The organism is Snodgrassella sp. M0110, from assembly GCF_016101465.1.
GTDB classification, from domain to species: Bacteria; Pseudomonadota; Gammaproteobacteria; order Burkholderiales; family Neisseriaceae; genus Snodgrassella; species Snodgrassella alvi.
Genome location: NZ_JACFQM010000002.1, coordinates 91,878 through 106,134, shown reverse-complemented (window position 1 = coordinate 106,134; position 14,257 = coordinate 91,878). Strand labels below are relative to the sequence as shown.

At 41.6% G+C, this 14,257-nt stretch carries 10 protein-coding genes; 8 read left to right on the top strand and 2 right to left on the bottom strand.

The window, feature by feature from the left end; translation table 11 throughout:
* The 7 genes from rbbA (at position 1) to H3T84_RS03185 (ending at position 12,281) form a co-directional block, all read left to right on the top strand.
* On the top strand, positions 1 to 2,805 hold the full coding sequence (gene rbbA / locus H3T84_RS03215) for a ribosome-associated ATPase/putative transporter RbbA (protein WP_198217896.1): 2,805 nt from the start codon (positions 1 to 3) through the stop codon (positions 2,803 to 2,805).
* A complete protein-coding gene (locus tag H3T84_RS03210; RefSeq protein ID WP_232346094.1) occupies positions 2,806 to 3,933 on the top strand; it encodes an ABC transporter permease in 1,128 nt (375 codons plus the stop codon).
* Positions 3,934 to 3,964: 31 nt separating this feature from the next.
* Positions 3,965 to 5,443 (top strand): efflux transporter outer membrane subunit, encoded by a 1,479-nt coding sequence (locus H3T84_RS03205; protein ID WP_198217893.1) that lies wholly within the window; start codon positions 3,965 to 3,967, stop codon positions 5,441 to 5,443.
* Positions 5,444 to 5,601: 158 nt separating this feature from the next.
* Positions 5,602 to 7,170: a patatin-like phospholipase family protein gene (locus tag H3T84_RS03200; protein ID WP_174833435.1), complete on the top strand. Its 1,569-nt coding sequence runs from the start codon at positions 5,602 to 5,604 to the stop codon at positions 7,168 to 7,170.
* Between the two features lie 877 nt (positions 7,171 to 8,047).
* Positions 8,048 to 9,748 (top strand): aspartate-alanine antiporter, encoded by a 1,701-nt coding sequence (gene aspT, locus H3T84_RS03195; protein WP_198217891.1) that lies wholly within the window; start codon positions 8,048 to 8,050, stop codon positions 9,746 to 9,748.
* A gap of 30 nt (positions 9,749 to 9,778) precedes the next feature.
* On the top strand, positions 9,779 to 11,371 hold the full coding sequence (locus H3T84_RS03190) for a bifunctional aspartate transaminase/aspartate 4-decarboxylase (RefSeq protein WP_025330768.1): 1,593 nt from the start codon (positions 9,779 to 9,781) through the stop codon (positions 11,369 to 11,371).
* 184 nt (positions 11,372 to 11,555) lie between these two features.
* Positions 11,556 to 12,281 carry a homoserine O-succinyltransferase gene (locus H3T84_RS03185; RefSeq protein ID WP_198217889.1) on the top strand — a complete coding sequence of 242 codons (726 nt, stop codon included), beginning with the start codon at positions 11,556 to 11,558 and terminating at the stop codon, positions 12,279 to 12,281.
* Positions 12,282 to 12,300: 19 nt separating this feature from the next.
* On the opposite strand, the gene H3T84_RS03180 is transcribed toward H3T84_RS03185, so the two are convergent.
* Both H3T84_RS03180 and H3T84_RS03175 read right to left on the bottom strand, forming a co-directional pair.
* The gene (locus H3T84_RS03180) at positions 12,301 to 12,657 is read right to left on the bottom strand and encodes a YkvA family protein (protein ID WP_084585902.1); all 357 of its coding nucleotides are present in this window, start codon (positions 12,655 to 12,657) and stop codon (positions 12,301 to 12,303) included.
* 38 nt (positions 12,658 to 12,695) lie between these two features.
* A complete protein-coding gene (locus H3T84_RS03175; RefSeq protein WP_037476280.1) occupies positions 12,696 to 13,163 on the bottom strand; it encodes a histidine phosphatase family protein in 468 nt (155 codons plus the stop codon).
* Positions 13,164 to 13,418: 255 nt separating this feature from the next.
* Between H3T84_RS03175 and ubiA the strand changes: the two genes are divergently transcribed.
* Entirely contained in the window at positions 13,419 to 14,249 is an 831-nt protein-coding gene (gene ubiA / locus H3T84_RS03170) for a 4-hydroxybenzoate octaprenyltransferase (RefSeq protein WP_078475652.1), read from the top strand.
* Positions 14,250 to 14,257: the final 8 nt, after the last annotated feature.

Here is a 14,257-nt window from a genome sequence, read left to right as displayed (position 1 = left end):
ATGGATAGTACGGCCAAAGCGCAGGCTGTAACAGGAGAGGAATGGGCTGTAGATTTACGCCATGTTTTTCATCAGTACCGTCAGACGAAGGCACTGCAGGATGTATCATTGCAAATCAGGCGCTGTGCAACGGTAGGTCTGATTGGTCCGGACGGGGTGGGTAAGTCTACTTTGCTGTCTCTGATAGCCGGTGTAAAAATTATTCAGCAGGGCGAGGTACTGGTATTTGGCGACAGTATGGCGGACAAGCATAGCCGGCAGTCGCTAAGCCACCGGATTGCGTTTATGCCGCAAGGGCTTGGTCAGAATCTTTATCCAACATTGTCGGTTAATGAAAACGTAGATTTTCATGCTCGTTTATTCGGTTTGCGCGGACGTATGCGTCACGAACGCATTGCGCGTTTGTTGCGGGCAACAGGATTATCACCTTTTGCTAACCGGCCGGCCGGTAAGCTTTCCGGAGGCATGAAACAGAAATTAAGTTTATGCTGTGCACTAGTGCACAACCCGGAATTACTGATTCTGGATGAACCAACTACTGGGGTGGATCCGTTATCGCGCCGACAGTTCTGGCAGTTGATTGATGAATTGCGGGCAGAAAATCCAGATATGACGGTGATTGTGGCCACGGCGTATTTTGATGAAGCAAAGCGCTTTGAATATCTGCTGGCAATGGATAATGGTCGTCTAATTGTCAATGCGCCCACTCAGCAGGTTTTAGATGATACCCATACGGATACGCTGGAACAGGCTTATGTAAAACTTTTGCCCGAAAATAAACAGAATAAATCGGGCAGTCTGCAACTAACGCCGTTTGTTCCGGATAAAGACTCTCCTCCGGCGATTGAGGCAAAAGATTTAACCAAACGGTTTGGTGATTTTATTGCTGTCAATAATGTTAGTTTCAGAATTGAGCGAGGCGAAATTTTTGGTTTTCTTGGTTCAAATGGCTGTGGTAAATCAACAACCATGAAAATGCTGACGGGGCTGTTGGATGCCAGCTCCGGTTCTGCTGAGCTGTTAGGTCATACGGTTAATGCCAATGATATGACGACACGGATGAAAATCGGTTATATGTCGCAGTCGTTTTCTTTATATGAAGAGTTAACGGTACGACAGAATCTGGTACTTTCAGCCCGATTATACCGTATGGATGCTGCCCAGATTGATTCTGCTGTTCAGCAGTCTTTGCAGGAATTTGATCTGCTTGAATTTGCAGATATTCAGCCCAGTGAAATGCCGCTGGGTATCAGGCAGCGTTTGCAGCTGGCAGCAGCCTGTCTGCATCATCCTCAGGTATTGATTCTGGATGAGCCTACATCCGGGGTTGATCCGGTAGCCAGAGATATGTTCTGGCATCATCTGCTAAATTTGTCGCGAAATCATCGCACTACTATTTTTGTCTCTACGCATTTTATGAATGAAGCGGAGCGTTGTGAACGGATATCATTCATGCATCAGGGGCGGGTGCTGGCTATCGGGACACCAGAAGAACTGTGTGAAAGTAAAGATACAGATGATCTTGAAACCGCATTTATTGATTATTTGCAGGAAGCTTTAGATAAAAATCAGCCTAAATCTCCGATATCTACTTCGAATACAGGAGAAAACGCAAACACCGCGCAAGAAAGCGGATTTGGACAATCTTCGGGTAAAACAACGGATGTTGATAGCCTGGCTTACTGGCTACAGACTATATGGACATTTGCCGTACGCGAAGGCAAGGAATTACTGCGAGATAAGATTCGTTTATTCTTTGCTCTGTTCGGACCGGTGGTGTTAATGATGATGGCTGCATGGTCAGTATCGTTTGATGTTGAGCATGTGAAATTTGCGGTAATAGACCGGGACCAGACGGTAGAAAGCCGCGCTTTGATTGAGCAATTTCAAGGTTCACGATATTTTACTTTTACCGGTAATCTTCACAGTGCTGCCGAAATTGATAATACGCTTAAGGTTTCCAATGCCAGAATGGTAATTGATATCCCGCCGCATTTTGGTCGTGATCTGATGCGTGGCAATCAGCCGGAAGTGGGCTTTTATGTTGATGGCACGATGCCGTTTATGGCAGAAAATATTAAGAGTTTTATTTTATCGATACTAAATAACTATACAGCGATGAAATGGACTGAAACAGGTTTGCCGATATCTCTTAAACCGGCTGCTCAGATTGCGCCACGCTATGTTTATAATCAGGATTTTAAAAGTATCTTTGCAATTACTCCCGGTATGATTATGATGGCAATGATGCTGATACCGGTAATGATGACGGCTCTTGGGGTAGTCAGAGAGCGGGAAATCGGTTCAATTACTAATTTGTATACTTCTCCTGCATCAGTAAGACAGTTTCTGATTGGTAAACAGCTTCCTTATGTTTTTGTTTCTTTTCTCAGCTATCTGATTCTTGTATGGCTCGCCGTAGTGGCATTGGGTGTGCCGGTGCGTGGTAGTTTTCTGGCAATGAGTCTTGGTGCGCTGGCATTAATATTTGCAGCGACAGCTTTCGGCTTATTAATTTCCAGTTTTGTAAAATCGCAGGTGGCCGCCATTTTCGGTTCGGCAATCTTATCATTAATTCCGGCGCTGAATTTTTCCGGTCTGCTGTATCCGTTGTCTACACTCAGCGGGTTCAATTATTGGTTTGGCTGGAGTTTTCCGACTGCATGGTATCAGTTAATCAGTTTAGGCGGTTTTACTAAAGGCTTAGGCTTTCTGGACTTTATTAACTATTATTTGGTATTGATGGTATTTTGTCTGGTATACGTTTTTCTGGCCGGCTGCTTGCTGAAGAAGCAGGAGGTATAGATGCTGCAATGGTTTAAAAATGTATGGGTGCTGAGTGTAAAGGAACTCAAAAGTCTGCTGAGTGATGTGGTTTTAATTGCATTAATGGTGGTCGTGCTGTCTTTAGCCATTTACTCAGTTGCAACCAGTATTACTACCGAAGTGCGCCATGCTTCAGTTGCCATTATGGATGCTGACCACAGTGTCTTGTCATATCGGATTCGTGATTCTTTGCTGGAACCTTATTTTAAACCGCCGGTAGAAGTAAAGCGTGAAGAAATTGATGCGGCTATGGATAAAAGCAATTATGTCTTTGTACTGGATATTCCGGCCAATTTTGAACGCGATGTGGTGGCAGGACGTTCTCCTACCATTCAGGTGCTGGCTGATGCGACGTCAGTAACTCAGGCCGGTATAGGTTTTAATTATTTAAGCCAGATAATTGATGCACAGACGCGTTCTTTTTTACATCAGCAGTCTGCAGTGAAGTTATCTCCGGTAACGCCGGTGTTTAATATACAGTTTAATCCTAACGGCGAATCCTCATGGTTTATCGCTACGATGAATGTGGTATCTAATCTGACTTTATTGGCGATTATTCTGGTCGGAGCAGCGGTAATCCGAGAACGGGAGCACGGTACGATAGAACAGTTGCTGGTTATGCCGGTACGACCCAGTGAAATTGTGATGGCCAAGATTTTTGCTAATGGCGCGGTTATCTCAATTGCTTCTCTGCTTTCTTTATGGCTGGTTATTCAGGGCTGGCTGCATATCCCGATAAACGGCTCAATATTTTTATTTAGTATGGGCATGTTTATTTATTTGTTTTCTGTGGCGTCTCTGGGTATCTGGTTTGCAACGCTGGCTCCGACTATGCCGCAGTTCGGTTTGTTATGTTTGCCGATTTATGTGGTAATGCGTTTGCTTTCCGGTTCTGAATCACCATTGGAAAGTATGCCGGCATTTTTTCAGTATATAACTTGGTTTTCACCAGAAACTCAATTTACCCAGTTTAGTCAGGATGTGCTCTTTCGCAATGCCGGTCTGGATATTGTCTGGCCAAAAATTATGATGATGAGCATAATGGGTGTGTTGTTTCTGGCTCTGGCGCTATCGCGATTTCGTGGCATGCTGGCACAGCATTCCTGATGCTTACACCGGATTTTAGGGAAGTATGGTGATGAATAAAACATGGTTGTCTGTATTACTGGCTTTAGGATTGGTGGCAGGTTGCAGCAGAACTGATATTCAGGTGAAATCTACTGTCGGTATGCCACAGCAGTTTGATCAGAATGCGGCAGCACGCGGCTCAGCTGATATCAGCCGCTGGTGGCAAAGCTGGCCGGATCCGGTAATGAATGATTTAATCGAAACCGGATTAAAAAATAACCGGAATCTGGCTAAAATGAAAGCAAATATGCTTGCAGCTCGAGCCAGTGCTGCTATGGCTGAGTCTGATTTAGGACCGCAGGCAGGTGTGGAAAGTAGCGGAGGATTACATCGTTACAATGGTGATAATTCACTTAAAGATTTAAATTTACCGGCAATTGGTAATGCAAAGGATTACTTGCAGGCAACTGGTTCGCCTCTGGGTAATAATCGCCGGCATGTTCATGGTAATACGGTTCAGGCAGGTTTTACTGCCAGCTGGGAGCCGGATGTATTCGGACAAAAACGCAGTGATGCTGATGAAATGCATTATCTGAGCCTGAGCGAAACAGAACGCTGGCATGGTGCGCAGATGATGCTTAGCAGTGAAATTGCCGATAATTATCTGAAAATGCGTGCGATGCAGCAACGGGTAAAAGTAGGAGAGCACAGTGTTGCTACTCTTAAGCAATTGCAGCGATATACGGAAGGGCGTTTTCGTGCAGGTCAGGCATCCGCTTATGATGTAAAAGAAGTTGCAGCAAAACTTTCAGCTATGCAGGCAAAAATTGCTACTTATCAGGCACAGGCTGATGTTTATCAGCGCAATATAGCAGTATTGACCGGTCAGCCTTCGCAAGGATTTGTGGTTGCGCCTGCGTCTTTGGATATTCTTCAGCATTTACCTTCTGCTCCGGCGGGACAGGTTCCACTGGATCTCATTACCCGGAGACCGGATATCCGTACCCAGGAAAATCTGGTGAAAGCGATGAGTGCCGGTTTAGCCAGTGCTAAAGCTGACCGTCTGCCACGATTTTCGCTTAATTTTTTATGGCAGACCGGACAAATACATTTAGACAGCAGTACTTCATATTTAAAAAATACGGCCGGTTTGCTGAATGCAAGTATGACTATTCCTGTGTTTACTGCAGGCAGAATCAAACATAATATTGAGCGGGCTGATGCTCAGTTACAGGCAGCTATTGCCGGATATGACCAGATGATTTTACAGGCTCTGGCTGAAGTAGATAGTGCATATCAGATGCAGTTTAGTCTGAATAAACAAAACCGGTTAATGCATCAGGCTCAAATGCAGGCTGCCAGTCAGGCCGGAGCGGCTGAAAAACTGTTTCGCTATGGCGATATGACCCTGGACCGCAGTTTACGGGCACGCCTGAATGCCGAGGATCTGGATGATCAGCAAATTCAGGGCAAGCTGGAAGAGGCGCGTAATCTGGTTAATCTGTATAAGGCATTGGGTGGTGGCTGGCAGATTAATGATGAAAACTGATTTAAGATAATCAAGCTGAAAATTATGTTATCGTTTAATTTTCTGTTTCTATGAATGAATGGCAGTAATGGTACATTGATAAATTACCTGATAAATAGCAATTATTAATTAATCAATTTATATCAGGTATCCTGATATTTTCTGCTCCGGGAGCTGTAATGCCGCTAAGTATTACGAGATCTGTTAGATGGTACCTGCTGACACTGATTGCTGTATTGGGCCTGAATGCCTGTTCTACCTTGCAATATCAGCCTATAGACACAATTGATCATATTGATGAAAAGCAAGGTTATCGTTTACAACGTGCATTGTTAAACAATAATGCGAATAAAAGAGACGATGTAATCGGTATTGTGATGCTTTCCGGTGGCGGAACCCGTGCAGCTGCGTTTGGTTATGGGGTTTTGGAATCTCTGAAAAAGCAGCAAGTAAAAATAGACGGTAAACAGGTAAGTCTGCTTGATACGGTTGATGTGGTTTATGGTATATCCGGAGGCTCAGTTTTAGCTACTTATTTTGGATTACACGGAGCCGATACAATACCGAAATTTGAGCAAAATTTTCTCAATTTAAATTTGCAGAAAATGTTAGTTGGTCAGGTTTTTTCGATGGCTAACTGGTCGCGGCTGGCTTCACCTGAATTTGGGCGTGGTGATTTATTACAGGAACAGCTGGATTTACATTTATATCACGGTGCCACTTATGCAGATTTAAATAATAAACGTAAGGGGCCGTTTGTAGTAATTAGTGCTACAGATATGAGTTTAGGTAGCCGGCTGGATTTTACGCAGGAGTATTTTGATTTACTCTGCATTGATTTAACTAAATTACCCATTTCCCGTGCCGTAGCGGCATCTAGTGCTGTGCCACTGGTTTTTGCACCAGTAACTCTAAATAATAATGGCGGTAATTGCCATTATCGGTTACCGGATAATCTGGTTGATAGTAATAATGCTGATGCTACCGGCACGACAGCTTTCCGTGCTCAGACACGCTCAGCTTATCGCAATAACCTCAAGCAGTACCAGGATAGTCAGAAAAGACCTTATATTCATTTGCTGGATGGTGGATTAACGGACAATCTGGGATTACGCAGTTTACTGGATGCTACTGAGCTATATAGTAATAAAACTTTGTATGACCGGCTGGAATCAGCGAATATTCATAAAATTATTATTATTAATGTCAATGCTCAGACACAGCGCAAAAATGAAATTGACCGTAGCGCCAGTGTTCCCGGTACAACTGAAGTGGTGAGGGCATTAACCAGTATCCCGATTGAAAAATATTCAGAAGATACTCAGAATCAGTTTCAGAAATATGTAGACTGGTGGAATGAAAATCGCAGTGAGGGTACACCGCGTGTTTATTATGTAAGTGTGAATTTACTGGATTTACCTTCTTCCCCTTTAAGGGATAAAGTAATTCATATACCAACAACGTTTTATCTGGCACGCAGTGAAGTAAATAACCTGCGCAAAGCTGCAAAACAGTTGTTAGCTCAATCTGCAGAGTATCATCGGCTGATTAAGGATATCGGTGTATCTTCACCTGAAAGTGAAGTAAATACATTTTCTTTATATGATGATGAGACTGATGATGCTGATACAGACTCAACAGATCCTGCAGATTCTACTCAAGATCCGGATGTTGAAGATAATCCACAAAATAATTTAAATAATGCAGTTAATTTTATCAATACCGAATCAATGCCTTTATTTCGCTGAATATTTTATAGCTGAGCCTCGACAGGTATATTTATCTGTATGTAAGTTTGAAAAAAAGCCTGAATAAATTTATTCAGGCTTTTTCTATAATTTTTTTTAAAGATAAGCTGTTTTAATAAATAAGCTTTTCTAATTGCTTTATATTTGATTTATAAATAGTTTTAAAAAATATTGATACAAATACAGCTTAAATAAAATTTTAATCTTTAAATGCAAACTGTTTGTATTCAGTTTTCAGGTATAAAAATATTTATGTAAATGTTGTGTAACAAAATGGATTAATTAGTCATTTTTTTGATTAGATATTTTAATTAGTAATTTATGTTAATTTCAATATCATTTTTATTTTAAAAAAAAGGGGAGTTTGTTGTGAAATGGCTACAGAATTTTTAATAATCGGCTAAGTTGTTAAACAGGATTCTTATTATCATTTCAATATGTTAGAAATTATCACTTGCATTAAAAAAATATTTATTTAGCTTAATAATTAAATATTCAATATGAATAAATATATTCAGTTAAAAATAAATTACTTCAATGATGGTTTGAATAAGCTAATATCAGGATATATTTCAATATTTATTCATATTGAATTTTTTATTATTGTATTTGTTTATGTATTAATAAAAAAATCTAAACATAATCTTAACTTTTCTCTTTTAAATCAGAGGAAAAACACCCTAAAAGCTGCTTATTACACTAGTGTGAAATTAATCTTACATAGTAATTAAACGTGGTTAATTGGATTAATTAAATGCCAATGTTGTTAACAAAATACCAAAATTATCATTAATTTTCGAACATATGAATATTTAGACAAAAATTAAAAGCGCATAAGCGCACACTAGCCTTCGTTCTTTCAGGAGAAGGTAGACATATGTTGAATTGGGTATTGACTAATATTAAGGAATCACCGGTTATTCTGATGTTTCTGTCGTTAAGTCTGGGATATTTGCTGGGCAATATACGCTTCGGTAAGTTCCAGCTTGGCGGGGTTGCCGGTTCCCTGCTGGTGGCAGTGGTCTTAAGCCTGCTCAATGTTCACATTGATTCTGGCCTTAAGGCATTGCTGTTTACTTTATTTATTTACGCTGTGGGTTATGAAAGTGGTCCTCAGTTTTTCCGTTCACTGGGTGTAAAAACTCTGCGTGAAATCTTTCTGGCATTGTTTATCGCCATTACCGGCTTTATTACGGTAATGATTATGGCACGCCTGTTCCATCTGGATAAAGGTCTGGCCGCTGGTCTGGCTGCCGGAGGTTTAACTCAGTCAGCAATTCTGGGTACGGCTGCTGATGCTCTGACACATATGGGTCTGCCTGCCGATCAGTTACAGCAGTTACAGGCTAATGTAGCTATTGGTTATGCGGTGACATATATCTTTGGTTCTCTGGGCGCAATCATAATTTGTATGAATGTGTTACCGAAAATCATGGGTCGGGATATTCGCGATGATGCGGTAGCTGCAGAAGCTGAACAACTGAAAGGTGCTATGGCACTGGAAGGTAATCAGGGGATGGCAATTACGCAGATGGTGGGACGTATCTATGTGGTTGAACATGATATTCAGAAATCTATTAAAGATATTGAATTAGAAAATCTGGGTATTACGATCGAACGCATTAAACGTCACGGTAATCTGATTGACTGCACTCCGTCTACGATTCTGAAACCGGAAGACATCATCCTGATTGTTGGTCGTCGTGAAGCTGTTACTTCTGTCAGCACTTTATTCGGCCGCGAACTAGATGCCGAGCCGGGTCTGGAAGTCATTGTTGATACTAAAAATGTGGTTTTCCGCAATCCTGAGTATGCGAATAAAACCATGGCTGAAATTCGTTCCAAAGTTCATATGAGCGATAAAGATTTTGAAATTCAGCATGGTATCTATCTGATTGAACTGCATCGCAATGGTGAAAAACTGGATCTGACACCTGAGACAGAGTTCAAACTGGGCGATGTAATGACCATTTACGGTTCTACCAGTGATATTAACCGTGTCGTACACATCATCGGTGCACCTATTACGGTTAATAGTAAAACCGACTGGGCTTATCACGGTCTGGGCGTAGTACTTGGTCTGATTATCGGCTGGGTAGTAATTCGTATCGGCAATATTCCGATTACGCTTGGTGCCGGTGGTGGTGCATTGTTATCTGGTCTTTTCTTTGGCTGGCTGCGTGCCCGTAAACAGACATTCGGCAATATGCCTGCTGCGGCTTCTCAGTTTATGAAGGACTTCGGTCTGGCCGGCTTCGTATCTGTTGTGGGTTTGCAATCAGGTTTACAGGCAATTACCACTATTAAAGAACATGGTCTGACTCTGTTCCTGATCGGTGTGGTGGTTACTCTGGTTCCGATGATTCTGGCTATTTTCTTTGGTCGCTATGTGCTTCGTTATGACAATGCAGCTGTATTTGCAGGTGCCTTGGCTGGTTCACGCAGTGCCAATCCTGCATTTGGTGAAGTTCTGGATAAAGCAGGCAATGCAATTCCGACTACTCCATTTGCCGTTACATATGCATTAGCCAATGTGTTCCTGACATTGTTAGGTCCGTTGATTGTGGCTCTTGTTTGATATGTGCTTTAACTTCTTGAGGAAACTATTATGACTTCAAAACATGATTTTGAAAAATATGCTAATTTAAGCCCGTTTGAGTTGAAAAATCACTTGATTGATCTGGCACAGAGCCGCAACGATCGGATGATGCTGAATGCCGGCCGTGGTAACCCTAATTTTCTGGCTACTTTACCACGCAATGCCTTTTTTGAATTAGGTTTGTTTGCTGCGGAAGAGTCTGAAATTTCTTTCTCTTTCCTGGATCAGAATATCGGTGGTATGCCGTTTAAAGATGATCTGATGGCACGCTTTGACGACTTTATCCGTCGTAACCGCCACAAACCAGGTGTTGATTTTCTGAGCAAAGCCATGTCCTATGTACGTGACCAGCTTGGCTACAATCAGCATCAGTTCCTGCTGGAAATGACCGAAGGTATTCTGGGTTGCAATTATCCTGTACCTGACCGTATGCTGCGCTTGTCTGAAGAAATCGTTAAAACCTATATTCTGGAAGAAATGGGTGCTAAAACGATGTCTAATGACGATATCGATCTGTTTGCAACTGAAGGTGGTACTGCTGCTATGGCATACATTTTCAGTTCTCTGAAACAGAATGGTCTGATTCGTCATGGCGATAAAATTGCTCTGGGCGCACCAATTTTCACACCCTATCTGGAAATTCCTGAACTGAACGATTATGAACTGGAAGAAGTTCTAATCAATGCTGATCCGAAACTGGACTGGCAGTATCCTGAAAGCGAATTGCGCAAACTGGAAGATCCTTCAATCAAAGCATTCTATCTGGTTAACCCATCCAATCCGCCTTCAGTGAAAATGGACGACCGCAGTCTGCAGATTATTGCTGACATTGTGAAAAAACGTCCTGATCTGATTATTCTGACTGATGACGTATACGGTACATTTGCTGAGAACTTTGAATCTCTGTTTACTCTGTGCCCGTACAACACTATTTTAGTGTACTCTTTCTCTAAATACTTCGGTGCTACCGGTTGGCGCTTGGGTGTGATTGCCATGGCCAAAGAAAATGTACTGGACAAGAAAATTGCTGAGCTGCCTGAAGAAGAACGTCAGGTATTGCACAAACGTTATCTGTCTATTACTCCGGAACCGGAAAAATTGAAACTGATCGACCGTATGGTTGCTGACAGCCGTGCTGTTGCTCTGAACCACACAGCCGGTTTGTCTACACCACAGCAGGTGCAGATGGTACTGTTCTCTCTGGCCGAAATGATGGATACCAAGAAACAGTATAAAGATGCTCTGATGGCTCTGATTCGCAACCGCAGTGCTGCCATGTACAAACAGCTGGGTATTAAACATGAGTTTAATGAAAACAGTGTGGATTACTACACTCTGGTTGATATGGAAGATACTGCACGTCAGCTGTATGGTGATGAGTTTGCTGAATGGGTTGTTAAAACCAAAAATCCGAATGAACTGCTGTTCAGAATTGCGGATGAATCCGGCGTAGTATTGTTACCGGGTAAAGGTTTTGCCGTACGTCACCCATCCGGTCGTGTTTCATTAGCCAATCTGAATGAATATCAGTACAAAGCTATTGGTGCATCTCTGCATAAACTGGCTTGTGAATATCATGAAGAATTTAAAGCCAGCAAGTAATTAATTTTACCCTAGCTTAAATCAGCGCCGCACTGTTTGTGCGGCGCTATTATATTTGCTTTGGCTATATAGTAAATCAAAAATCTGATAAATGGAAATCCTTTTATAATTGGATATCTACCGGAAAAAACCGTATAGTTTAACCGGTTCATTCTGATTTTATTGTATATGGAGGAGAATAAAATTGCGGGTACATTTTATTATTCATCAGGATTATGAAGAAGCTGCAGCTTGTGAAGAATGGGCAATCAGTAGAGATTATCAGATTTCGCATTCACGCGTTTATCTTGGCGACAAATTACCCGAATCTGCAGCTGGTTTCGATATGCTGATTATTATGGGGGGGCCGCAATCACCAGTTACGACAATTGAGGAATGCCCTTATTTTGATACTAACGCAGAGCAAAGTCTGATTCTCAGTGCCATTAATAATGGTAAGGCTGTGCTTGGTATTTGTTTAGGTGCCCAATTAATCGGGCAGGCTTTAAACGGAATGTATAAACACAGTCCTAATAAAGAAATTGGTTATTTTCCAATTTATCTAACTCATGCAGGTATGGCGGATGAACTTATCTCTCATTTTGATAAAGAAATGCTAGTGGCACATTGGCATGGTGATATGCCGGGTCTGACCGAACAGGCACAAGTGCTTGCCTATAGTAAAGGTTGTCCGCATCAGATTATCCGTTATGCACCGTTGGTATACGGTTTTCAGTGTCATCTGGAGCTGAATGCAAAAGCTATTGATAAATTAATTGCAGCTTCTGCATCTGAATTAGAGAAAGCAGCTGATTATCCTTTTATTCAGTCAGCAGAGGAAATCAGATATTTTGATTATTCTGTTATGAACCAGCAGCTTTTTATTTTTATGGATAAACTGATGCGGCTATATCAAAATAATATTGAATAGCTTAGCAGGAAGGTATGATTTAACGGTGAAAGAATCGGGAAACAGCTATTTCAGCCTGAGCTTTAAGTGCCGGTGTGATGGCTTTTTGCAGTTGTCTGCATACCATGGTAATAACCGCAATATCATCAGTAAATCCTATTGGTCCGAGTAAATCCGGAATCAGATCTATAGGACTGAGAAAATAGAGCAGGGCACCCAATATCAGCATTTTACTGCGTAGCGGTGTTTCTGCTGATTTAAAAAGCAGATATAAGGTGTATAGCTGCACCATTACGGGTTTACCCAGAATTAAGGCATTTTTACTAAGCTTTGTGAAAAAGCTTTTTTCATTGAACTGATTATGTCCGATATTGACATTTTTATGTAACCAACTCATCGCTATATGCTTTCATTTGCAGATTATATCTGTATGGTTTATTTTAAAGCAGCGGGTGAAAGAACGACTTTTAGCCGTGCCTGATGGCGCTGTTGATAAAAACGGACATCAAACCACCAAAAAGCTGATTTTTTCACTGACCAGAATTGCTGCGGTAACCAGATGCCGTTGAGCAAATAAGCGCAGAACTGACCTATCCATGGTTGATGACCTACCCATATCTGTGTAGAAGAAGCAGCGTTCTGTTGTTGCAGAAAAGTAGCGAGATTAAGCGGATGGCTGTTAGGATTCAGTAATTTATTAATAGTCAAAGGCTGTTTAAGAAATTCTGCAGTTTGCTGTGCTCTTACTGCTTCTGAGCAGAAAACTTGAAAGTTATTCGGTAAATGCTGATGCAACCATTGAGCACTGGACTTTGCCTGCTGCTGCCCTTTAATTGTTAATCTTCGTGCCATATCATTGCGGCTGTCTTCAGCCTCGGCATGACGCCATAAAATTAAATCCATATCTTACTCCTTTGGATTATGGTTTCAGAGTGCAGTTAGCTGTTATGCTTATGCTACAATTATTTGGTTTGCCGACTTCTTTCTGATAGTAGTAGCATCAGTAGTGTTCTGGCAATGTGGCAGAGGCTATCTTTGTATTTTTTAATCATGCATTAACATTGAAAGACAGGTGTGAATCGATTTTTTGTAGAAAGGAAACTGCAAGATAAAAAAAACGGGCAGTTGGCTGAGCGCTTTCAAGTCTATACACAGTTAATGCGTATAGACCGGCCGATTGGTACGTTATTGCTGTTATGGCCAACCTGGTGGGCTTTATGGATTGCTGCAGACGGATATCCGGACTGGTTAATCGTGCTGCTGTTTACAATCGGCACTTTTTTAATGCGTAGTGCCGGTTGCGTGATTAATGATTATGCAGACCGCGATTTTGACGGTGCTGTTGATCGTACCTGTCAGCGACCTTTTGCTTTAAAAAAGGTAAGTAAAAAAGAAGCGCTCATACTGACATTACTATTGTGTATTTTATCTGCATTCTGTTTGCTGCCTATGAATCGGCTTACCTGGCTGATGAGTATTCCCGCACTATTTCTAGCCATGACATATCCGTTTACTAAACGTTTTTTTCCATTACCGCAGTTATATCTTGGTCTGGCATTTTCGTTTGGGATACCTATGGCGTTTGCAGCGATAACTAATCATGTGCCGATGATTGCGTGGATTTTGCTGGCCGCCAATACATTGTGGACTTTAGCTTATGACACTATATACGCCATGGCAGATAAAGAAGATGATTTAAAAATCGGCATTCATACATCTGCAATTACTTTTGGTAATCACGATATTACTGCTGTTATGTTGTGTCATGCAGGGTTTGATCTGCTGATGATTCTGGCTGGCTGGCAGATTCACGCCACTATCTGGTACTGGCTGGCACTGGTAATTGTATCTGTTTTGCAGTATTGTCAGTGGCTCAATATTCGTACGAGAGACCGCAAAATATGCTTTACCATGTTTGTTCGTAATAACCGGATTGGTCTTATCCTGTTTATTGGATTACTTCTGCATTACTGGATAGGCAAATCATGAACGATGAA

What these genes read in the sequence shown, in the direction of transcription:
- rbbA (WP_198217896.1), top strand. Translation starts at nt 1, where the DNA reads ATGGATAGTACGGCCAAAGCGCAGGCTGTAACAGGAGAGGAATGGGCT.
- H3T84_RS03210 (WP_232346094.1), top strand. Translation starts at nt 2,806, where the DNA reads ATGCTGCAATGGTTTAAAAATGTATGGGTGCTGAGTGTAAAGGAACTC.
- H3T84_RS03205 (WP_198217893.1), top strand. Translation starts at nt 3,965, where the DNA reads ATGAATAAAACATGGTTGTCTGTATTACTGGCTTTAGGATTGGTGGCA.
- H3T84_RS03200 (WP_174833435.1), top strand. Translation starts at nt 5,602, where the DNA reads ATGCCGCTAAGTATTACGAGATCTGTTAGATGGTACCTGCTGACACTG.
- aspT (WP_198217891.1), top strand. Translation starts at nt 8,048, where the DNA reads ATGTTGAATTGGGTATTGACTAATATTAAGGAATCACCGGTTATTCTG.
- H3T84_RS03190 (WP_025330768.1), top strand. Translation starts at nt 9,779, where the DNA reads ATGACTTCAAAACATGATTTTGAAAAATATGCTAATTTAAGCCCGTTT.
- H3T84_RS03180 (WP_084585902.1), bottom strand. Translation starts at nt 12,657, where the DNA reads ATGAGTTGGTTACATAAAAATGTCAATATCGGACATAATCAGTTCAAT.
- H3T84_RS03175 (WP_037476280.1), bottom strand. Translation starts at nt 13,163, where the DNA reads ATGGATTTAATTTTATGGCGTCATGCCGAGGCTGAAGACAGCCGCAAT.
- ubiA (WP_078475652.1), top strand. Translation starts at nt 13,419, where the DNA reads ATGCGTATAGACCGGCCGATTGGTACGTTATTGCTGTTATGGCCAACC.